A 22,319-nucleotide genomic window follows, 5' to 3' on the forward strand; every position below is an offset into this window, starting at 1 on the left:
ACTTGCCGGGGCCTTTTTCTTTAAGATCGGCAGTTGCCGGGCGCGCTGCCGTGTCGCGGAAACCTTTTCATTCTTTCTCCCCTGGAGCGACATCATCTTGCCCCACGCCTCCTCCTCGCCTGCTGCCCAGGTCGTGACCATTGACCTGGGTGAGCGCTCCTATCCGATTGCCATCGGCACCGGCCTGCTGGACCAGGCAGCCACCTATGCCGCGCTGCCTTCTGCGGCACAGGCCGTCATCGTCAGCAACGATGTGGTCGCACCGCTCTATGAGCCCGCACTGCGCCGCGTGCTGGAGCAGCGCTACCGCAGCGTGCGGACCGTGGTGCTGCCCGATGGCGAGGCCCACAAGGACTGGCAGACGCTGAATCTGATCTTCGATGACCTGCTGTCCGGTGGTTGCGACCGCAAGACCGTGCTGTTCGCGCTGGGCGGCGGCGTCATCGGCGACATGACGGGCTTTGCTGCCGCCAGCTACATGCGCGGCGTGCCCTTCGTGCAAGTGCCCACCACGCTGTTGTCGCAGGTGGACTCGTCGGTGGGCGGCAAGACCGCCATCAACCATCCGCTGGGCAAGAACATGATCGGCGCCTTCTACCAGCCGCAGCTGGTGGTTTGCGATCTGGCCTCGCTGGACACGCTGCCCGTGCGCGAGCTGAGCGCCGGCCTGGCCGAGGTCATCAAGTACGGGCCCATCGCCGACATGGACTTCCTGGCCTGGCTGGAGGAGAACATGGATGCCTTGCTTGCCCGCGACCGCACTGCACTGGCGCACGCGATCAAGCGCAGCGTGGAGATCAAGGCCTGGGTGGTGGGGCAGGACGAGAAAGAGGCCGGATTGCGCGCCATTCTCAATTTCGGCCACACCTTCGGGCATGCGATCGAAGCCGGCATGGGCTACGGCAACTGGCTGCACGGCGAAGGCGTGGGCGCAGGCATGGTCATGGCGGCCGAGCTGTCGCAGCGCCTTGGCCTGGTGGATGCCGCCTTTGTGCAAAGGCTGCGCGTGCTGATCGAACGTGCGGGCCTGCCGGTGCGCGGCGCCGTGCTGGATGCGCGTGACAACGCTGGCCGCTATCTGGAGCTGATGCGCGTGGACAAGAAGTCCGAGGCGGGCGAGATCCGCTTCGTTCTCATTGACGGGCCGGGAAAGGCCGTCATGCGCTCGGCGCCCGATGCCTTGGTGCGCGAAGTCATAGACGCCTGCTGCGCCTGACGCGCGGCGCTGGGGGCAAGCCGGAACTGCTAGAGTGCCCTTGTCAGCATGATGAGGCGATCGAATGCAGAAACAGGCCCTGGCCCCCTATGCCTGCAACCCGGCGTTCAGCCGGGGGCGGCGTTTCCCGGAGGCGCCTGCGCCCACGCGCAGCGACTTCCAGCGCGACCGGGACCGCATCGTCCATTCCTCGGCCTTCCGGCGCCTGGTCTACAAGACCCAGGTCTTCGTCAACCATGAGGGCGACCTGTTCCGCACCCGCCTGACGCACTCGCTGGAAGTGGCCCAGCTGGGCCGCTCGGTGGCCCGATCGCTGCAACTTGACGAAGATCTGGTCGAGGCCATCTGTCTGGCCCACGACCTGGGCCACACCCCCTTCGGCCATGCGGGCCAGGATGCGCTCAATGCCTGCATGCAGCCGCATGGCGGCTTCGAGCACAACCTGCAAAGCCTGCGCGTGGTGGACCGGCTGGAAGAGCGCTATCCAGCCTTTGACGGCCTGAACCTGAGCTTCGAGACGCGCGAGGGCGTTCTCAAGCACTGCTCGCGCACCAATGCCGAGCACCTGGAGGCGCGCGAGCCCGGCGGGGTGGCGCAGCGTTTTCTGCTGGGCCGGCAGCCTTCGCTGGAGGCCCAACTGTGCAACCTGGCCGATGCCATTGCCTACAACGCCCATGACGTGGACGATGGCGTGCGCTCCGGCCTGATCACCATGCCCCAGCTGTGCGAGGCTGTTCCCCTGTTCGCGCGCTATCACGACGCAACACTGGCCGAGCATCCTCAACTGGGCATGCCCCTGGCCGAGCGGCGCCTGCTGTACGAAAGCATCCGCCGCATGCTCAGCGACCAGGTCTATGACGTGATCGCCGCCACGCAGCAACGCATTGCTCAGGCACGGCCCTGTTCGGTGGACGAGGTGCGCGCCCAGCCTGGCCCTCTGGTGGGCTTCAGCGATACCATGAGGCAGCAGTCGCAGCAGCTCAAGCAGTTCCTGTTCCGCAATCTCTACCGCCATGAGCAGGTGGTGAAGACCATGGAAGGCGCGCAGCAGGTGGTGGCCGAGCTGTTTGCGGCCTACATGGTCGAGCCCGACCGCATGAAGCCGCGCTTCGTGCAGCGGGCCATGCTGGCCGAGGACGTATCGGCGCGTGCGCGGGTGGTGGCCGACTTCATCGCCGGGATGACGGACCGCTACGCGGCCCGCGAGCATGAGCTGCTGACAGGCCTGCGCCTGCTGGGCTGAGAAATCCGAGCAACGGCGTCGCCGGGGCGGCGCGGCTAGAATGCGGACCCTGCGTGACAGGGCAGGGAAGGGTTCCTGGACGGTTTCGCAATGTCTGGGGGCGCAGTGCCCCCGTTCGCATTTTTGAAGGGCACAGCCATGACCGATACCAACCACGAGATTCGCGCGGCCGAGTTTCCGCCTGTCACCGTGATCGAGGATACGGTGCACTGGCTCGAAAAGGCCGTGATCGGCCTGAACCTGTGCCCCTTCGCCAAGGGCGTGCACATCAAGGGCCAGATCCACTACACGGTCAGCCAGGCCACCGACGCCGAAGGCGTGGCGGCAGACCTGCACCGCGAGCTGGAAGCCCTGGCCGAGGCCTCCCCGGACAAGCGCGACACCACGCTGCTGATCCTGCCGCACGCATTGCAGGACTTCCTGGACTTCAACGACTTTCTCGAAGTGGCCGACGCCATGGTCGAGGAGCTGGACCTGGGCGGCATCCTGCAGGTGGCCTCGTTCCACCCGCAGTTCCAGTTCGAGGGCACCGAAGCCGACGACGTCACCAACTGCACCAACCGCTCTCCCTATCCCACGCTGCACCTGCTGCGCGAGGACAGCATAGACAAGGCGGTCGAGGTGTTCCCCGAAGCCGAATCCATCTACGAGCGCAACATGGAGACGCTGGAGAAGATCGGCATCGAAGGCTGGCTGGACCTGGGTGTGGGCGCGCGCTGCCCTATGGCGCACGCAGCCAAGCCGGACGCTGCCGAATGAAGGCGCGCCAGGGCAAGCCTGCCGCAAAGCCCGAGCAGGATGTGACCGCGCAGCTGGGCCTCAAGCCCGGCCAGTCCATTGAACTGCTCAAGGCACTGCACATCCTCACGCGCGAAGGCAAGATCAACCAGGATTCGCGCCGCAAGCTCAAGCAGGTCTACCACCTCTACCAGTTCATCGCGCCCATCCTCGAAGAACTGTCGGCCGACGGCCATGCGGTCACCCTGGCCGACCACGGCGCCGGCAAGTCCTACCTGGGATTCATCCTCTACGACCTGTATTTCAAGCCGCTGGGGCGCGGCCATATCTACGGCATAGAAACGCGCGCGCCGCTGGTGGAGGCTTCGCAGAAGCTGGCCGCCGAGCTGGGCTTCGACCGCATGGGCTTCCTCAACATGTCGGTGGCCGAATCCACGCATGCCGACTTCATGCCTGCGCAATTCGACGTGGTCACGGCCCTGCATGCCTGCGACACCGCCACCGACGATGCCATCGCCTTCGGCCTGGAGAAAAAGGCCAAGGCCATGGTGCTGGTGCCCTGCTGCCAGGCCGAGGTCGCTGCCTGCCTGCGCCAGACCAAGGCGCTGAGCCTGACGCGCACGCCGCTGGCCGAACTGTGGCGCCATCCCATACACACGCGCGAAATGGGCAGCCAGCTCACCAACGTGCTGCGCTGCCTGTACCTGGAAGCCTGCGGTTACCAGGTCACCGTGACCGAGCTGGTCGGCTGGGAGCACAGCATGAAGAACGAGCTGATCATTGCGCGTTACACGGGGCAGAAAAAGCGCAGTGCGGTTGAGCGCATGCGCGCCATCCTGGCGGAGTTCGGCCTGCAGGATGCGATGGCACAGCGCTATCCGCTGCTGCAGGCGGCCTGAGCCGGCTGCCTGCAGCAGTCTCAGACCCCCGCCACGGCGTGGTACCAGGCGATGCCATCGGCATCAATGCTGCGCTCCACCTGCCCTGCATGCATCAAATGATTCAGGCAGGCCAGGCTTTCGCCCGTGGCCATGCCCAGCAGGGCTGGGCTGGATTCGCTGATGGGGCGTGAGAAGAGGGCGCCGAAGACATCGACGGCGCGACGCGGCTCGGCCAGGGCTGCCAGCAGCCGGTCGCTGGCACGCTCCTGGCCTGCCACCAGCGAATCGATGCGCGCATGCAGGCCGCGAAAGCAATCGCCGTGCGCGGGCAGGACGAGCACATCGTCGGGCACTTCGCGCCTGACCTTTTCCAGAGACTCCATCCAGTCGGCCATGGGGTTGGCGTCGGGTTCCATGGGGTGGACCGAGACGTTGGACGAGATGCGCGGCAGCACCTGGTCGCCCGAGATCAGCAGCTTGAGATCGGGGCAGTACAGGCTGGCGTGCTCGGGCGAGTGGCCGCTGCCGACCACCACGCGCCACAGGTGTTTTCCTATGCGCAGTTCCTCTCCATCGTGCAGGCGGCGGTAGCTGTCGGGCAGGGCATGGATGTGCTTGCCGAAGTTGCCGAAGCGGGCGCGGTAGGACTCCAGTGCGCTGTCGCTCCAGCCTGCGCGGCGGTAGAAGGCGATGGCGTCGGGCGGGGCCTCGCGGCTGCAGTCCGAGACCACGACGCGACAGTTGAGGTACTCCAGGCGCGTCATGTACAGGGGCACATGGAACTTGCGCGTCAGCCATCCGGCCAGGCCCACATGGTCGGGGTGCATGTGGGTGACGAAGACGCGCGTCAGCGAGCGGCCATCGGTGGATTGGGAGAACAGCGCGCGCCAGGTGGCCACGCCTTCGTCGGTGCGCGCACCCGTATCGACGATGGCCCAGCCCTGGCCGTCATCGATGGCCCAGAGATTGATGTGGTCCAGCGCATAGGGCAGGGGCATGCGCAGCCAGAGCACGCCGGGCGCCACCTCCAGCGTCTGCCCGCGCTGCGGCGGCGCCTCGAACGGGTAGTCGAGCACCGGCCTGGGCGGCGCTTCCGGGGCCTGCGAGGCGATCGGGTCTTGGGCTTTCTGGTTCATGGGGTTCCTTGTTCCGTCGCTGGGTTGGCCGCAATGCTATCCGGCCCTCAGCGCCTTGCCTGCAACGATACGCCTGCCGGCCTGGGCTGACTGTCACTGGCTCGTCACGGGCTGTTCCTACAGTGCACAAATCAATCAACAGGGGGAGGGCGCGGCCTTGCCGCGGGGTCCCCTGCCTACAAAGGGATATCCGCATGAAACTGAAGATGTTGTGCAGCGCGCTGGCCGGTGCGTCGCTGCTGTTGAGCGCCTGTGGCGGCAGCGATGGATCGTCCGCTGCCACCCCGACCAAGAACGTGCTGTTCTTCCTGGGTGACGGCATGGGCATCACCACCATGACCGCCGCGCGCATCTACAGCGTGGGCGAAGACGGTGAGCTGACCATGGACAAGCTGCCCGAGACGGCCTTCGTCCACACCTTCTCGAACGACGCCCAGGTGACGGACAGCGCGCCCTCGATGGCCGCCTACATGACCGGCGTGAAGATGAACAACGAAGTCATCTCCATGACGCCCGACACCAAGGCCACGGATGCCAGCGGCAAGGCCTATCACACCAACTACGACAGCACCTGCCCCAGCGGCAACGGCCAGGCCGTTCCCACGCTGCTCGAGCAGATGAAGTCCGCCGGCTACGGCACGGGCGTGGTCTCCACCGCGCGCATCACGCATGCGACGCCGGCAACCACCTACTCGCACGTCTGCCACCGCGATGCGGAGAACACCATCGCCGCGGCCCTGGTGCCCGGCGGCTCCGGCTACAACAGCAAGCTCGGTGACGGCGTGGACGTGATCCTGGGCGGTGGCTCGTACTACTTCACGCCCAAGGCCGACGGCGGCCGCCGCAACGACAGCCGCAACCTGATCGCCGAGTTCAAGACGCAAAAGTACAGCTACGCCGCCAACAAGAGCGAGTTCGACAAGTTGCCCGTGGACGGCAGCAAGATCGCCGGCCTGTTCACCAAGGACCACATGGCCTATGACCTGGACCGCGACGCGACCAAGGAACCGAGCCTGGCCGAGATGACGGGCAAGGCCATCGACGCGCTGTCGGCCAAGAAGAAGGGCTTCTTCTTGATGGTGGAAGGCGGCCGCATCGACCATGCGCTGCACGCCACCAACGCGCGCCGCGCGCTGCAGGATACCGTGGCCTTCGACAACGCCATCCAGACCGCGCTGGACAAGATGGCCAAGCTCGATCCGGGCCTGAAGAACACGCTGATCGTCGTCACAGCCGACCATGACCACACGCTGCACCTGAACGGCTATGCCGCGCGCACCGGCAAGACCGAGGCCGGCAAGCCCGGCGTGCTGGGCCTGGTCAAGAACTACGTGGACGGCAAGGCCTCCACCGATGTGGATGGCAATCCCTACACCATCCTGGGCTTCGGCAACGGTCCCAAGCGCCTGGCCACGCGCGGCCCTATCGACGCGGCTTCGCTGGAGAGCCCCGACTACCTGCAGGAGGCCGTGGTGCCCCTGGCCTCCGAAACCCACGGCGGCGGCGACGTGTTCCTGGGGGCTCAAGGCATGGGTGCCGATACGTTCTCGGGCGTGATCGACAACACGGCCGTGTTCAACCTGATCAAGAAGAGCATCGGCTTGTGATGCCGCACGCTGCATTCAAGGCACTCAAGGAATTCCACATGCATCCGATCCTTCAAAAGACCTCCCTCGCCCTGGCGGCGGCCGGCGCGCTGGCGCTGCTGGCGCCTGCAGCCCATGCGGCTGGCGAGGCCAAGAACGTCATCTTCTTCCTCGGCGACGGCATGGGCCCGGTCACCGTGACCGCCGCGCGCATCTACAAGGGTGAAAAGCAGCTGGCCGAAAAGGCCGGCTCCCTGGCCAGCAGCGAACGCGCCACGCTGACCATGCAGTCCCTGCCCTACGCCAGCCGCATCAAGACCTTCTCGCGCGATGGCCAGACCACGGACAGCGCGCCCTCGATGGCCGCCTACATGACCGGCGTGAAGATGAACAACGAAGTCATCTCCATGTCGGCCGAGACCATGGCCTACGCGGCCAACGGCCAGCAGTACATCAACGGCGAGGACACCACCTGCCCGGCCGGCAACGGCCAACCCGCGCAGACCCTGCTGGAACTGTCCAAGGCCAAGGGCCGCGCCGTGGGCGCCATCTCCACCACGCGCGTGGGCCATGCCACGCCTGCGGCCACCTATGCCCATATCTGCAACCGCAATGGCTACAACAGCATTGCCGAGCAGTCCGTGCCCGGGCATGCCAACTACAACGCCAGGCTGGGCGACGGCATCGACGTGCTCATGGGTGGCGGCCAGCGCAACTACCTGCCCAAGTCGGTCAACCCCAGCAGCAAGCGCACGGACACGGCCAACCTCGTGGACATGATGAAGGCCAAGGGCTACGCCTATGTCGCCAAGGGCAGCGAGCTGGCGGCCCTGGACGCGACCAAGGCGCCCAAGCTGCTGGGCCTGTTCACGCAAAGCGAAATGGCCTACGAGCTGGATCGCGTCAAGCAAAGGCTGGACGAGCCCAGCCTGTCCGACATGACCGGCAAGGCGCTGGATGTGCTCAGCCGCAATGACAAGGGCTTCTTCCTGATGGTGGAAGGCGGCCGCATCGACCACGCACTGCACGGCACCAATGCCAAGCGCGCGCTGGAAGACACGCTGGCCTTCGACCGCGCCATCGAGACCGCCATGGCCTACATGGAAAAGAAGGATCCGGGCCTGAAGAACACGCTGATCGTCGTCACCGCCGATCACGACCACAACATGGTGTTCAACGGCTACTCCAGGATCGGCAACCCCATCCTGGGCAAGGTGCAGGACTACCAGAGCGGCCAGATGGCCAAGGCCCAGGACGGCAAGCCCTACACCACGCTGGCCTTCGGCAATGGCGGACGTCCCAACGCCACGGCCTCCAGCCAGGTCAATGCCGAAGATGGCAACAAGCCCTGGATCGCGCCCACTCGCGGCGCGGAGCGCCAGGACCTCAGCGGCGTGGACACCACGGACGACAACTACCTGCAGGAAGTGGGCCTGAACCTGGGCACGCCGGGCTCCGAGACCCATGGCGGCGGCGACGTGATGCTGTTCGCCGGCGGCGCGGGCGCCAGGATCTTCAAGGGCACGATGGACAACACCAAGGTGTTCTCCAAGGTCCGCGAAGCCGCTGGCCTGTAATTGTTTCTTCCTTCGTTGGCTGCTTGCCAACCCCTGGCCGGAGCCGTGGCGCATGCGTGTGCCCGGCCCCGGTTTTTTCGCATTGGCTGGATTCCATGACGCTCTCCCTTCCGGCGCCGCGCGCGGCGCGCCACATCTACGCGGCCGCGCTGCTGGCCTGCTCCGTCTCCGCAGCATGGGCCGCCGAGCCGCCCAAGCCGGCACCCGCACCCACGGCCGCAGTCCCTGCGGATTCCGGGGCGCGCACCACGGCCGCCGTGCAGGCCACGCCCGAGGCCGACCTGCGCATCACCTATGAAGCCATGAGCGTGGGCAGCGACGGCGTGCAGCGCAGCAGCGTCTATACCAACCGCGTCTACCGCCGCAAGGCCCAGCTGTGGATAGAGCGGGAAATGCCCGCCGCCCTGCGCCAGAGCCAGGAGCACGGCCATGACCAGGCCCACGGCCCGCACGCCGGCCACGCCCATGACGAAGCCCGCGCCGCACCCCTGTCCATCCGCCGCGCCGATGACGGCAAGGTGGGCGTGGAAGTCATCCTGGCCAAGCTGCGCCGCGTCATCAGCGTGGACCTGGCCCACCACGGCAACGTGGGCTACGGCGGCTCCTTCGACAACGTGTACTGGATCGTGCCTCCCACCGCGCTGCAGGGCATGGAGCGCGTGGGCAAGCCGCACAACGGCGTGCAGCGCTACCGCGGCAAGGCAGGCGAGCAGACCACTGTCATCGACTGGGACGTGGCCAACCAGTTCGCCCGCCGCGTGGAGCGCAGCGACTCCCACGGCACCGAGCGCATCGTCGTCACCGCCACCAAGCTGCCCGCACCGCTGGCCCAGCCCTGGAAGGCCATCGAAGGCTACGACAAGGGTGACTACTCCGATCTGCTGGATTGAAATGATTACCCCCTGAGTCGCTTCGCGCCTTCCCCGTTGCACGGCGCCCCTGAAGGGGGACGACACCCCCGGTGCGGGGCGGCGCGGCCGGCTCAGGCCCTTCCTCGGTGTCCCTGAGTTGGGCCGCGCTCGTTCGTGCGATGTGGGCGGTGCTTAGCAATAGGTCGGTGCTCCAATGAAAAAGAGCTGCACGCAGCAGCTCTTTTATACGGAAACGAAGGTCAGACTTGCGCCCCGGAGTCCTTGACGACCTTGCTCCACTTCGTCGATTCGGCCTTGATGTAGGCGAGGAATTCGGCCGGCGTGTCGATCACGACATCACCTCCCTGGTCGTTGATCTTCTTGACCACGGCCGGGTCCTTGAGCACCTTGGCAATGGCCGTGTACAGGCGCTGCTGCACGGCGGCGGGCGTCTTGGCCTGGGTCCACAGGCCGAACCAGGAGGTGGCCTCGTAGCCTGGCACGCCGGCTTCGGCCACGGTGGGCACATCGGGCAGTTCCGGCGAGCGCTTGGCCGTGGTCACGGCGATGGGACGCAGCTTGCCCGAGCGCACATGCTGGATGGCCGAGGGCATGTTGTCGAACATGACGGCGATCTGGTTGCCCAGCAGGTCGGTGATGGCCGGGGCGCTGCCCTTGTAGGGCACGTGCACCATGTCCAGGCCTGTCATGGAGCGGAACAGCTCGCCCGACAGGTGGATGGAGCTGCCGCTGCCCGAGGAGCCGTAGTTCAGCTTGCCGGGGTTGGCACGCGCATAGGCGATCATTTCCTTGACGGTCTTGAACGGCTGGCTGGGGTGGGCTACCAGCAGGTTGGGCACGTTGGCCACGCGCGTCAGGGGCGAGAAGTCCTTGATGGGGTCGAAGCCGGGCTTTGCGTAGAGCGCGGCATTGATGGCATGCGTGCCCACGGTGCCCATGAACAGCGTGTAGCCGTCGGCCGGCGCACGTGCGGCGGCCACGGCGCCGATGTTGCCGCCCGCGCCGGGCTTGTTGTCCACGATCACGGTCTGGCCCAGCTCCTGCTGCAGCGCCTGGGCGACGATGCGCGCCAGGATGTCGGTGGTGCCGCCAGCGGCGAAGGGCACGAGGATGGTGATGGGCTTGCTGGGGAAGCCGTCCTGGGCCAGGGCGGCGGTGCCGGACAGGGCGCCGAGCGCGGTCAGGGATGCGGCGGCCAGCGCCTGCAGGCCACGGCGGCGGGTGAAACGGGTGGTTTGATCAAACATCGAGAGGTCTCCTGATTCGGCAATAAGGTGGATGGCCGGGCCCGGCAACGCCGGGCTGGGCCAGGGCAATGCCCTGTGTGGCGCACGCCTGTGCAGGCGGGCGCTTCCAGTGGTTCTTCTTGAAGGGGGTTGTGCCTGGGAAGGCGTTCGGTCAGACGGGTCGGTCAGACGGTCGGTCCGACGTTCGGTCAGATGGGCGCCACGCCCAGCGTGGTGCCGCCGCAGATGTAGAGCACCTGGCCGGTGACGAAGCCGTTGTCGGGCGACAGGAAGAACAGCGCGGCGCGCGCCACGTCTTCCGGTGTGCCCATGCGGCCCACGGCAATGCTGTTGAGGATGCGCTGGGTCTGCGGCGCGCCTTCGGGGTTGCTCTTGGTGAACAGCTCGGTGGCGATGGGGCCGGGGCCCAGGGCATTGACCGTGATGCGGTCGCGGCCCAGCTCCATCGCCAGGGTGCGCGTCAGGCCGATCAGGCCCGCCTTGGTCGCCGAGTAGACGATGCGGTCGGGCTTGCCCAGCGCGGCGCGCGAGGACATGTTCACGATGCGGCCCTCGCCGCAGGCACGCAGCGTGGGCAGGAAGGCCTGCACCAGCAGCATGGGCGCGCGCAGGTGCAGTCCCACCACATCGTCCAGATGCTGGGTGCTGGCGTTGTCGATGGTGCCGGGGCGCGTGGCGCCCGCGTTGTTGACCAGGGCCACCACGTTGTGCGCGGCGGCAATGCGGGCCGCCGCCTCGGCCGTGGCCTGCTCGCTGGTCAGGTCGGCCTGGTAGCTCACCAGCAGCGGATGGCTCCATTCGGGCAGCACGTAGTCGAGATTGACCACGGCGCGGCCCTGGGCCAGCAGGGCCTCGGCGATGGCGCGGCCGATGCCGTTGCTGGCGCCGCTGACCACGGTGACGGGTGTCTTGTTGTCCACGGTGCTCATCGCTGTCTCAGACCTTTTCCAGGATCACGGCAATGCCCTGGCCCACGCCGATGCACATGGTGCACAGCGCGTAGCGGCCGCCCAGCGTGTGCAGCTGGTTCACGGCCGTGGTAGCCAGGCGGGCACCGGAGGCGCCCAGCGGATGGCCCAGCGCAATGGCGCCGCCCCATTGGTTGACGCGGCGGTCGTCGTCGGCAATGCCCAGATCGCGCAGCACGGCCAGGCCCTGCGCGGCGAAGGCTTCGTTCAGCTCGATCACGTCCATCTGCTCCAGCGTCAGGCCGGTCAGGGCCAGCACCTTGCGCACGGCAGGCGCGGGGCCGAAGCCCATGATGCGCGGTGCCACGCCGGCCACGGCCATGCCGACCACGCGGGCGCGGGGCACCAGGTTGTATTGCTGGGCGGCTTCCTCGTTGGCCAGCAGCAGGGCGCAGGCGCCATCGTTCACGCCGCTGGCATTGCCGGCCGTCACCGTGCCATCCGGGCGCACCACGCCCTTGAGCTTGGCCAGCGCCTCGATGGTGGTGGCGCGCGGATGTTCGTCCTGGCTCACCACGATGGCGTCGCCCTTCTTCTGGGCAATGGACACGGACACGATTTCCTTGGCCAGGTAGCCGGCTGCAATGGCGGCGGCCGCCTTTTGCTGGCTGGCCAGGGCCATGCGGTCCTGGGCTTCGCGCTCGATCCTGAAGTCGCCGGCCACGTTCTCTGCCGTCTCGGGCATGGAGTCCACGCCGTACTGCTGCTTCATCAGCTTGTTGACGAAGCGCCAGCCGATGGTGGTGTCATAGACGGCGTTGCTGCGGCTGAAGGCGCTTTCTGCCTTGGGCATGACGAAGGGGGCGCGGCTCATGCTTTCCACGCCGCCCGCGATCATCAGGCGGGCCTCGCCCGCCTTGATGGCGCGCGCGGCCGTGCCCACGGCGTCCAGGCCCGAACCGCACAGGCGGTTGATGGTGGCGCCCGGCACATCGATGGGCAGGCCGGCCAGCAGGGCGGACATGCGCGCCACGTTGCGGTTGTCTTCGCCGGCCTGGTTGGCGCAGCCGTAGAGCACGTCGGCCACGGCCGTCCAGTCCACGCCGGGGTTGCGCTCCATCAGCGCCTTGATCGGCACGGCGCCGAGGTCATCGGCACGCACCGGGGACAGGGCGCCGCCGTAGCGGCCGAAGGGGGTGCGGATGGCGTCGCAGATGAAGGCCTGGTTGGACTGGCTCATGGTGTCTCCTGGGAAAAGAATGAAGAGGTGCCGGGGTGCGCCGCAGCGCACCCACTGGGGGAGCGGAGGGATCAGGCCGTGGCCGTCGCGTCCTTGATGGGCAGGCCCACGATGGACTGCAGCTCGGCGTGCGAGAGGCCGGGCACGGTGTCGATCAGGCGCAGGCCCTCGGGCGTGCATTCCAGCGTGCACAGGTCGGTGTAGATGCGCTTGACGCAGGACAGGCCCGTGAGCGGATAGCTGCAGGCCTCGACGACCTTGCATTCGCCGGTCTTGGTCAGCAGGTCCATCATCACCCAGGTCTGGCGTGCACCCACGGCCAGGTCCATGGCGCCGCCCACGGCGGGAATGGCACCGGCCTCGCCCGTGCTCCAGTTGGCCAGGTCGCCCGTGGCCGAGACTTGGAAGGCGCCCAGCACGCAGATGTCCAGGTGGCCGCCGCGCATCATGGCGAAGCTGTCGGCATGGTGGAAGTAGCAGCCGCCCGGCAGCAGGGTGACGGGCTGCTTGCCGGCATTGGTCAGGTCATAGTCCTCCTGGCCTTCGGCGGGCGCCGGGCCCATGCCCAGGATGCCGTTCTCGCTTTGCAGGATGACCTCGCGGCCGGCCGGGATATGGTTGGCCACCTGGGTGGGCATGCCGATGCCCAGGTTGACGTAGGCGCCGTCGAAGATGTCTTCGGCCACGCGCCGGGCCAGCTCTTGCTTGCTGCGTTTCTGGTAGCTGCTCATGCTCTTGCTTTCGGCGGTTGGGGCGCTCATGCGGTTTTCTTGAAGCCGCCGGCCTGGGTGGCCACGCGGTCGATCTTCACGATCTGGCTCACGTAGATGCCGGGCGTGACCACGGCCTCGGGGTCCAGCGCGCCCAGCTCCACGATCTCGTGCACGGTGGCGATCGTGTGCTTGGCCGCCGTGGCCATCACGGGCCCGAAGTTGCGGGCCGACATGCGGTAGGTGAGATTGCCCCAGCGGTCGCCCTTCTCGGCCTTGACCAGTGCCACGTCGCCGTGGATGGGATGCTCCAGCACATAGTGCTTGCCGTTGATCTCGCGCGTTTCCTTGCCGTTGGCCAGCTCCGTGCCATAGGCCGTGGGGCAGAAGAAGCCGCCGATGCCGGCGCCGGCGGCGCGCAGGCGCTCGGCCAGGTTGCCCTGGGGCACGAGTTCCAGCTCGATCTTGCCGCTGCGGTACAGGTCGTCGAACACCCAGCTGTCCACCTGGCGGGGGAAGCTGCAGATGATCTTGCGCACCTGGCCGCTCTTGAGCAGCGCGGCCAGGCCCTGGTCGCCGTTGCCCGCGTTGTTGTTGACCACGGTCAGTTCGCGTGCGCCCTGGGCGATCAGGCCGTCGATGAGTTCGGTGGGATTGCCCGAGGTGCCAAAGCCCCCGATCAGCACGGTGGAGCCGTCCTGGACGCCCGACAACGCCTCGGCGATGGTGTCGGTGATTTTGTTGATCACTTGCTTGTCTCCGGTATGCAGGCCGCTGGCGCTGCGCTAAAATGTTCGTATGTAGAACAAAAGTTCGCAGAAAGAATTATAGGGCCATGGAAAAAAAAGCCGCTTCCGTAATTTCCACAGGTGGGGTTGAAGAAGAGGGCGGTACGCCGCGCCCCGGCGACAGCTATGTGCAGTCCTTCGCGCGCGGCCTGGGCGTGATCCGCTCGTTCAGCGCCGAGGCGCCTGCGCAGACGCTCAGCGAGGTGGCGGCGCGCACGGGGCTCACGCGCGCCGGGGCCCGGCGCATCCTGCTGACGCTACAGACGCTGGGCTATGTGAAGAGCGACGGCAAGCTGTTCCAGCTCACGCCGCGCATCATGGAACTGGGCTTTGCCTACCTCAGCTCCACCCCGGTCTGGAACCTGGCCGAGCCCGTGATGGAAAACCTGGTCGACGAGGTCAAGGAGTCCTGCTCGGCCGCCGTGCTCGATGGGGGCGACATCGTCTATGTGCTGCGCGTGCACACCCACAAGATCATGAGCACCAACCTCAGCGTGGGCTCGCGCCTGCCGGCCTGCTGGACTTCGATGGGGCGCGTGCTGCTGGCCGGCGAGAGCGATGAATCCCTGCAGGCCCTGCTGGATGCGCGCGAGCGCCGCCAGTTCACGGCGTTGACCGAGCAGGACGACGAGCGCCTGCGCCAGCGCATTCTGGAGGTGCGCGCCCAGGGCTGGGCCCTGGTGGACCAGGAATTGGCCGAAGGCCTGATCTCCATCGCGGCGCCCGTGAAGAACGCGGCAGGGCGCACCGTGGCCGCGCTCAACATCAGCGGCCAGGCCAACCGCAACAGCGCCGAGATGATGCGCGTGCAACTGCTGCCCCGGCTGCTGGCCGCCACGCAGCTGGTGAGCCAGCTGTTGAGGGCCTCGTCGCGTCTTTCCCTGTAAAACGGAGTGTGGCGCAGTGCGGCAGCGCGGGGCGGGGCGGGGCGCTCCATAATTGCCGCTCCACGCCCTGCACCCGCTTGCCTGCACCCAGCACCATGGCCCGCCTGCCCAGACTCACCATTGCGGATCTGCCGCACCACATCATCCAGCTCGGCAACAACGGCGCGGACATCTTCATCGATGCCCAGGACCGGGAGACCATGCTGGGGCTGCTGCGCGAGATGGCGCGCAGCTGCGAGCTGGCCGTGCATGCCTACGTGCTCCTGCCCAGCCAGTTCCACCTGCTGGCCACGCCGCGCACCGACGATGGCCTGCCCAGGTTCATGCAGGCCGTGGGCCGGCGCTATGTGCGCTACTTCAACGACCGCCACGGCCGCAGCGGCACGCTGTGGGAAGGTCGCTATCGCGGCACGGTGCTGCAGCCCAGCTGGCTGCTGCCCACCATGGTCTTCATGGACGACAGCCCCGTGCGCGCCGGCCTGGTCCAGCGGCCGGCCGACTGGCCCTGGTCCAGCTACGCGCACAACGCCGGCCTGCGCAGCGACGCGCTGATCCAGCCCCATGCCGTGTTCTGGGAGCTGGGCAACACCCCGTTTGCGCGCGACGCGGCGTATGTGTCGGCCGTGGAAGAGGGCGTCAGCAGCGATGACGGCGAACGCATCAGCCAGTCGGCGCTGCGGGGCTGGGCGCTGGGCGATGAGCAATTCATTGCCGATTTACAACAGCGCACCGAGCGCCGCGTGACCCGCCAGCGCGCCGGCCGTCCGCCAGGACGGACCAATGAGCGCACCACAACAGTGCGTTAGTACCCACTGATGGTCTGCAAGTGCTTGATTCCTCATCGCAGGCCTCTGTGAAATAAATATGTCCCTTATTAATTTCCGATTTTTTTGTTCTGGAATTAATTGGGATCTGACCCTTATATAAATTTATTGCATGAGGTGATGCCTTGCCTTAATCTTGCGTTCCCTGCGAAAAATTTGAGGATTCCGCCATGACGACGGCTGCCGAGATCAAGCATCTCCAAGACCACGGTCTGTACTCCAAGAGCAACGAGCACGACGCCTGCGGCCTCGGCTTTGTTGCGCATATCAAGGGCGTCAAGCGCCATGACATCGTCACCGGCGCGCTCAAGATCCTCGAAAACATCGACCATCGCGGTGCCGTGGGTGCCGACAAGCTCATGGGCGATGGCGCGGGCATTCTGATCCAGATTCCCGACCAGCTCTACCGCGAAGAGATGGCAAAGCAGGGCGTGGCCCTGCCGCCCGCGGGCGAGTACGGCGTGGGCATGATCTTCCTGCCCAAGGAACACGCCTCGCGCCTGGCCTGCGAGCAGGAGATGGAACGCGCCATCAAGGCCGAAGGCCAGGTCCTGCTGGGCTGGCGCGATGTGCCCGTGAACCGCGACATGCCCATGTCGCCCACGGTCCAGGAAAAGGAACCCATCCTGCGCCAGGTCTTCATCGGCCGCGGCGCCGACGTGATCGTGCAGGACGCGCTGGAGCGCAAGCTGTACGTGATCCGCAAGACGGCCAGCGCCGCCATCCAGAACCTCAAGCTCAAGCACAGCAAGGAATACTACGTTCCCAGCATGAGCAGCCGCACCGTGGTCTACAAGGGCCTGCTGCTGGCCGACCAGGTGGGCGTGTACTACAACGACCTGTCCGACGAGCGCTGCGTCTCGGCCATCGGCCTGGTGCACCAGCGCTTTTCCACCAACACCTTCCCCGAGTGGCCGCTGGCCCACCCCTACCGCTACGTGGCCCACAACGGTGAAATCAACACCGTGCGCGGCAACTACAACTGGATGCTGGCGCGCGAGGGCGTGATGGCCTCGCCCGTGCTGGCCGAGGACCTCAAGAAGCTCTATCCCATCAGCTTCGCCGGCCAGTCCGACACGGCAACGTTCGACAACTGCCTGGAACTGCTGACCATGGCCGGCTACCCCATCAGCCAGGCCGTGATGATGATGATTCCCGAGCCCTGGGAACAGCACGAGTCCATGGACGAGCGCCGCCGCGCCTTCTATGAATACCACGCCGCCATGATGGAGCCCTGGGACGGCCCGGCCTCCATCGTGTTCACCGACGGCCGCCAGATCGGCGCCACGCTGGACCGCAACGGCCTGCGCCCCTCGCGCTACGTGATCACCGATGACGACCTGGTCATCCTGGCGTCCGAAGCCGGCGTGCTGCCCGTGCCCGACAGCGCCATCGTGCGGAAGTGGCGCCTGCAGCCCGGCAAGATGCTGCTGATCGACCTGGAGCAGGGCCGCCTGATCGAGGACGACGAGCTCAAGGCCAACATCGTCAACACCAAGCCCTACAAGCAGTGGATCGAGAACCTGCGCATCAAGCTGGGCAGCGTGGGCGGTGACACCCATGCCGGCCCCGAGGCCGCCAGCCTGCCGCTGCTCGAGCGCCAGCAGGCCTTCGGCTTCACGCAGGAAGACATCAAGTTCCTGCTGGCCCCCATGGCCAAGAACGGCGAGGAAGGCATCGGCTCCATGGGCAACGACAGCCCGCTGGCCGTGCTGTCGGACAAGAACAAGCCGCTGTACAACTACTTCCGCCAGATGTTCGCGCAGGTGACCAACCCGCCGATCGACCCCATCCGCGAAGCCATCGTGATGTCGCTGGTGTCCTTCATCGGACCCAAGCCCAACCTGCTGGACATCAACCAGGTCAACCCGCCCATGCGCCTGGAAGTGCACCAGCCCGTGCTGGACTTCGCCGACATGGCCAAGCTGCGCGACATCGAACGACACACGCAGGGCAAGTTCAAGAGCGCAACGATCGACATCACCTACCCGCTGTCCTGGGGCAAGCAGGGCGTGGAAGCCAAGCTGGCATCGCTGTGCGCGCAGGCCGTGGACGCCATCAAGGGCGGCGCCAACATCCTGATCATCAGCGACCGCCATGTGAGCGCCACCCAGGTGGCCATCCCCGCGCTGCTGGCGCTGTCGGCCATCCACCAGCACCTGGTGCGCGAGGGCCTGCGCACCACGGCCGGCCTGGTCGTGGAAACGGGCACGGCGCGCGAAGTGCACCACTTCGCCGTGCTGGCGGGCTACGGCGCCGAGGCCGTGCATCCCTACCTGGCCATGGAAACCCTGGCCGACATGCACAAGGAGCTGGGCGGCGACCTGTCGGCCGACAAGGCCATCTACAACTACGTCAAGGCCATCGGCAAGGGCCTGTCCAAGATCATGTCCAAGATGGGCGTGTCCACCTACATGTCCTATTGCGGCGCCCAGCTGTTCGAGGTGATCGGCCTGAACAGCGACACCGTGGACAAGTACTTCACCGGCACGGCCAGCCGCGTCGAGGGCATCGGCGTCTTCGAGATCGCCGAGGAAACCATCCGCAACCACCGCGCGGCCTTCGGTGACGATCCCGTGCTGGAGACCATGCTGGACGCCGGTGGCGAATACGCCTGGCGCGCCCGTGGCGAAGAGCACATGTGGTCGCCCGACGCCATCGCCAAGCTGCAGCATTCCACGCGCTCCAACAACTGGAGCACGTACAAGGAATACGCCCAGCTGATCAACGACCAGAGCAAGCGCCACATGACGCTGCGCGGCCTGTTCGAGTTCAAGTTCGACCCGGCCAAGGCCATCCCGCTGGACCAGGTCGAGTCGGCCAAGGAGATCGTCAAGCGCTTTGCCACGGGCGCCATGTCGCTGGGCTCCATCAGCACCGAGGCCCATGCCACGCTGGCAGTGGCCATGAACCGCATCGGCGGCAAGAGCAACACCGGCGAAGGCGGGGAAGATCCCCAGCGCTACCGCAACGAGCTCAAGGGCATCCCGATCAGGAAGGGCGAGACCCTGGGCTCCATCATCGGCGCCGACAAGGTCGAGGCCGACATCGAGCTGCAGGACGGCGACTCGCTGCGCTCCAGGATCAAGCAGGTGGCATCGGGCCGCTTCGGCGTCACGGCCGAGTACCTGTCGTCCTCGGACCAGGTGCAGATCAAGATGGCCCAGGGCGCCAAGCCCGGCGAGGGCGGCCAGCTTCCCGGCGGCAAGGTGTCCGACTACATCGGCAAGCTGCGCCACTCCGTGCCCGGCGTCGGACTGATCTCGCCCCCGCCCCACCACGACATCTACTCCATCGAGGATCTGGCCCAGCTGATCCATGACCTGAAGAACGTGGCGCCGCACGCCGACATCTCGGTCAAGCTCGTGTCCGAAGTGGGCGTGGGCACCATCGCGGCCGGCGTGGCCAAGTGCAAGAGCGACCACGTGGTCATCGCAGGCCATGACGGCGGCACGGGCGCATCGCCCTGGTCGTCCATCAAGCATGCGGGCTCGCCCTGGGAGATCGGCCTGGCCGAGACCCAGCAGACCCTGGTGCTCAACCGCCTGCGCGGCCGCATCCGCGTGCAGGCCGACGGCCAGATGAAGACCGGCCGCGACGTCGTCATCGGCGCGCTGCTGGGCGCCGACGAGTTCGGCTTCGCCACGGCGCCCCTGGTCGTCGAGGGCTGCATCATGATGCGCAAGTGCCACCTGAACACCTGCCCCGTGGGCGTGGCCACGCAGGACCCGGTGCTGCGCGCCAAGTTCTCGGGCAAGCCCGAGCATGTGGTGAACTACTTCTTCTTCATCGCCGAGGAAGTGCGCCAGATCATGGCCCAGCTCGGCGTGGCGAAGTTCGACGACCTGATCGGCCGCTCCGACCTGCTGGACACCCGCAAGGGCCTGCAGCACTGGAAGGCCCAGGGCCTGGACTTCTCGCGCCTGTTCGCCCAGCCCGAAGTGCCCGCCGACGTGGCGCGCTTCCATGTCGAAAAGCAGGACCACCTGCTGGACAAGGCGCTGGACGTGAAGCTCATCGAGCGCTGCAAGCCCGCCATCGAGAACGGCGAGCGCGTGCGCATCATGGAAGTGGCGCGCAACGTCAACCGCTCCGTGGGCGCCATGCTCTCCGGTGCCGTGACGCGCGTGCATCCCGAAGGCCTGCCCGATGACACCATCCGCATCCACTTCGAGGGAACCGGCGGCCAGTCCTTCGGCGCCTTCCTGTGCAACGGCATCACGCTGAACCTGCGCGGCGACGCCAACGACTACACGGGCAAGGGCCTGTCCGGCGGCCGCGTGGTGGTGCACGCCAGCCATGAGTTCCGTGGCGATACCACCAGCAACACCATCGTGGGCAACACCGTGATGTTCGGCGCCACCAGCGGCGAGGCCTTCTTCGGCGGCGTGGCCGGCGAGCGTTTCGCGGTCCGCCTGTCTGGCGCCACCGCCGTGGTCGAAGGCGTGGGCGACCACGGCTGCGAATACATGACCGGCGGCACCGTGGTGGTGCTGGGCAAGACCGGCCGCAACTTCGCCGCCGGCATGAGCGGCGGCGTGGCCTATGTCTACGACGAGGATGGCCGCTTCGCCGAGCGCTGCAACAAGGCGTCCGTCTCGCTGGACCAGGTGTTGCCCCACGACGAGCACCTGGCCCAGGTCTCGCCCGCCGTCTGGCACCGCCGCGAAACCGACGAGCGCCAGCTGCGCGCGCTGATCGAGGCGCACAGCCGCTGGACCGGCTCCAAGCGCGCCCGCGACCTGCTGGACAACTGGGCGGCGGCCCGCTCCAAGTTCGTCAAGGTCTTCCCCAGCGAGTACAAGCGTGCCCTGTCCGAGATGTACGAGCGCCAGGTGATGGAAGAGCCCGCCACGCCCGAGGTCGAGGAACACGCCAAGGAAGCCGTGGCCGCCAAATAACAAGGAAGCGAAGGATGCGGGCAGCGGCCCGCACCCATCCCTGCACCCCACACATCAGGACAACGAATCATGGGAAAGACCACCGGCTTCATGGAATATGAGCGCCTCGAGGAGGGCTATGCGCCCGTCGCCGAGCGCGTGAAGCACTACAAGGAATTCGTCATCGGCCTCGATGACAGCCAGGCCAAGATCCAGGGCGCGCGCTGCATGGACTGCGGCACGCCGTTCTGCAACAACGGCTGCCCGGTCAACAACATCATTCCGGACTTCAACGACCTGGTCTTCCACGGCGGCTGGAAGAGCGCCAGCGCCGTGCTGCACAGCACCAACAACTTCCCCGAGTTCACGGGCCGCATCTGCCCCGCGCCCTGTGAGGCCGCCTGCACCCTGAACATCAACGACGATGCCGTGGGCATCAAGTCCATCGAGCACGCCATCATCGACCGTGCCTGGGCCGAAGGCTGGGTCAAGCCGCTGCCCAGCAGCCGCAAGACCGGCAAGAAGGTGGCCGTGGTCGGCGCCGGCCCCGCAGGCCTGGCGGCCTCGCAGCAGCTGGCCCGCGCCGGCCACGATGTGACGCTGTTCGAGAAGAACGACCGCGTCGGCGGCCTGCTGCGCTACGGCATTCCCGACTTCAAGATGGAGAAGTCGCACATCGACCGCCGCGTCGAGCAGCTCGTGGCCGAAGGCGTCAAGATCCGCACCGGCGTGCTGGTGGCGGGCAAGGACGGCCTGGGCGAAGACTCCAAGGTCACCAACTGGGCCAAGGAAACCGTCAGCCCCGAGCAGCTCATGGCCGAGTTCGACGCCGTGCTGCTGACCGGCGGTGCCGAGCAGTCGCGCGACCTGCCCGTGCCCGGCCGCGAACTCAAGGGCATCCATTTCGCCATGGAGTTCCTGCCGCAGCAAAACAAGGTCAATGCCGGCGACAAGCTCAAGGGCCAGCTGCGTGCCGATGGCAAGCATGTCATCGTCATCGGCGGCGGCGACACCGGCTCCGACTGCGTGGGCACCAGCAACCGCCATGGCGCCGTCAGCGTGACCCAGTTCGAGCTGATGCCCATGCCGCCCGAGCAGGAGAACAAGCCCCTGGTCTGGCCCTACTGGCCGATCAAGCTGCGCACCAGCTCCAGCCACGAGGAAGGCTGCGAGCGCGAGTTCGCCATCGCCACCAAGGAGTTCATCGGCGAGAAGGGCCAGGTCACGGCCGTCAAGACCGTGCGCATCGAAATGAAGGACGGCAAGATGGTCGAGGTGCCCGGCAGCGAGCAGGTGCTCAAGGCCGACCTGGTGCTGCTGGCCATGGGCTTCGTCAGCCCCGTGCAGGCCGTGCTCGATGCCTTTGGCGTGGACAAGGACGCACGCGGCAACGTCAAGGCCACCACCGACTTCACGGGCGGCTACGCCACCAGCGTGCCCAAGCTCTTCGCCGCCGGCGACGTGCGCCGCGGCCAGTCCCTGGTGGTCTGGGCCATCCGCGAAGGCCGCCAGGCCGCTCGCTCCATTGACGAGTTCCTCATGGGCACGTCCGACCTGCCTCGGTGAGATGCCAACCCCGGAAGGGG

The 22,319-nt window shown here is 66.8% G+C and carries 17 protein-coding genes; 11 read left to right on the forward strand and 6 right to left on the reverse strand.

What is annotated here, in order from left to right; translation table 11 throughout:
* Positions 1–97: 97 nt before the first annotated feature.
* From aroB to ACRSCF_RS05415, 4 genes are all read left to right on the forward strand, one after another.
* Positions 98–1,216, forward strand: coding sequence for a 3-dehydroquinate synthase (gene aroB / locus ACRSCF_RS05400; protein WP_034364813.1), 1,119 nt, complete (start codon positions 98–100; stop codon positions 1,214–1,216).
* 64 nt (positions 1,217–1,280) lie between these two features.
* Positions 1,281–2,459: a deoxyguanosinetriphosphate triphosphohydrolase gene (locus ACRSCF_RS05405; RefSeq protein ID WP_034364810.1), complete on the forward strand. Its 1,179-nt coding sequence runs from the start codon at positions 1,281–1,283 to the stop codon at positions 2,457–2,459.
* Positions 2,460–2,597: 138 nt separating this feature from the next.
* Positions 2,598–3,218, forward strand: coding sequence for a DUF1415 domain-containing protein (locus tag ACRSCF_RS05410; protein ID WP_017406652.1), 621 nt, complete (start codon positions 2,598–2,600; stop codon positions 3,216–3,218).
* Positions 3,215–4,096, forward strand: a complete 882-nt coding sequence (locus tag ACRSCF_RS05415) for a class I SAM-dependent methyltransferase (protein ID WP_034364807.1) — start codon at positions 3,215–3,217, stop codon at positions 4,094–4,096. Before ACRSCF_RS05410 ends, ACRSCF_RS05415 begins: the two co-directional genes overlap by 4 nt.
* 20 nt (positions 4,097–4,116) lie before the next feature.
* Here ACRSCF_RS05415 and ACRSCF_RS05420 read toward each other — a convergent pair whose 3' ends face one another.
* On the reverse strand, positions 4,117–5,214 hold the full coding sequence (locus tag ACRSCF_RS05420; RefSeq protein ID WP_046986464.1) for an MBL fold metallo-hydrolase: 1,098 nt from the start codon (positions 5,212–5,214) through the stop codon (positions 4,117–4,119).
* 194 nt (positions 5,215–5,408) lie between these two features.
* On the opposite strand from ACRSCF_RS05420, the gene ACRSCF_RS05425 reads away from it, so the two are divergent.
* From ACRSCF_RS05425 to ACRSCF_RS05435, 3 genes are all read left to right on the forward strand, one after another.
* Positions 5,409–6,821 carry an alkaline phosphatase gene (locus ACRSCF_RS05425; RefSeq protein ID WP_046986463.1) on the forward strand — a complete coding sequence of 471 codons (1,413 nt, stop codon included), beginning with the start codon at positions 5,409–5,411 and terminating at the stop codon, positions 6,819–6,821.
* Between the two features lie 38 nt (positions 6,822–6,859).
* Positions 6,860–8,377, forward strand: coding sequence for an alkaline phosphatase (locus tag ACRSCF_RS05430; protein ID WP_016445550.1), 1,518 nt, complete (start codon positions 6,860–6,862; stop codon positions 8,375–8,377).
* A 95-nt stretch (positions 8,378–8,472) separates the two neighbouring features.
* Entirely contained in the window at positions 8,473–9,267 is a 795-nt protein-coding gene (locus tag ACRSCF_RS05435; protein ID WP_432675280.1) for a hypothetical protein, read from the forward strand.
* A gap of 221 nt (positions 9,268–9,488) precedes the next feature.
* On the opposite strand, the gene ACRSCF_RS05440 is transcribed toward ACRSCF_RS05435, so the two are convergent.
* The 5 genes from ACRSCF_RS05440 to ACRSCF_RS05460 form a co-directional block, all read right to left on the reverse strand.
* Positions 9,489–10,496, reverse strand: a complete 1,008-nt coding sequence (locus ACRSCF_RS05440) for a Bug family tripartite tricarboxylate transporter substrate binding protein (protein WP_046986461.1) — start codon at positions 10,494–10,496, stop codon at positions 9,489–9,491.
* 188 nt (positions 10,497–10,684) lie between these two features.
* Complete coding sequence (locus ACRSCF_RS05445; protein WP_013800773.1) at positions 10,685–11,425, reverse strand: SDR family NAD(P)-dependent oxidoreductase; 741 nt, start codon at positions 11,423–11,425, stop codon at positions 10,685–10,687.
* A 7-nt stretch (positions 11,426–11,432) separates the two neighbouring features.
* Positions 11,433–12,644: a 3-oxoadipyl-CoA thiolase gene (gene pcaF, locus ACRSCF_RS05450; RefSeq protein ID WP_133072257.1), complete on the reverse strand. Its 1,212-nt coding sequence runs from the start codon at positions 12,642–12,644 to the stop codon at positions 11,433–11,435.
* 71 nt (positions 12,645–12,715) lie between these two features.
* A complete protein-coding gene (locus ACRSCF_RS05455; RefSeq protein WP_026062883.1) occupies positions 12,716–13,375 on the reverse strand; it encodes a 3-oxoacid CoA-transferase subunit B in 660 nt (219 codons plus the stop codon).
* A 26-nt stretch (positions 13,376–13,401) separates the two neighbouring features.
* Positions 13,402–14,103, reverse strand: a complete 702-nt coding sequence (locus ACRSCF_RS05460) for a 3-oxoacid CoA-transferase subunit A (RefSeq protein WP_012207359.1) — start codon at positions 14,101–14,103, stop codon at positions 13,402–13,404.
* Between the two features lie 86 nt (positions 14,104–14,189).
* On the opposite strand from ACRSCF_RS05460, the gene ACRSCF_RS05465 reads away from it, so the two are divergent.
* The 4 genes from ACRSCF_RS05465 to ACRSCF_RS05480 all read left to right on the forward strand — a co-directional run bounded on the left by ACRSCF_RS05465 (position 14,190) and on the right by ACRSCF_RS05480 (position 22,299).
* Entirely contained in the window at positions 14,190–15,029 is an 840-nt protein-coding gene (locus tag ACRSCF_RS05465; RefSeq protein ID WP_046239363.1) for an IclR family transcriptional regulator domain-containing protein, read from the forward strand.
* Between the two features lie 95 nt (positions 15,030–15,124).
* A complete protein-coding gene (locus tag ACRSCF_RS05470; RefSeq protein WP_016445555.1) occupies positions 15,125–15,835 on the forward strand; it encodes a transposase in 711 nt (236 codons plus the stop codon).
* A gap of 188 nt (positions 15,836–16,023) precedes the next feature.
* Complete coding sequence (locus ACRSCF_RS05475; protein WP_016445556.1) at positions 16,024–20,754, forward strand: glutamate synthase-related protein; 4,731 nt, start codon at positions 16,024–16,026, stop codon at positions 20,752–20,754.
* A 69-nt stretch (positions 20,755–20,823) separates the two neighbouring features.
* Positions 20,824–22,299: a glutamate synthase subunit beta gene (locus ACRSCF_RS05480; protein ID WP_126310914.1), complete on the forward strand. Its 1,476-nt coding sequence runs from the start codon at positions 20,824–20,826 to the stop codon at positions 22,297–22,299.
* Positions 22,300–22,319 lie beyond the last annotated feature (20 nt).

The organism is Delftia sp. 11MD (genome assembly GCF_050907895.1).
GTDB classification, from domain to species: Bacteria; Pseudomonadota; Gammaproteobacteria; order Burkholderiales; family Burkholderiaceae_C; genus Comamonas; species Comamonas tsuruhatensis.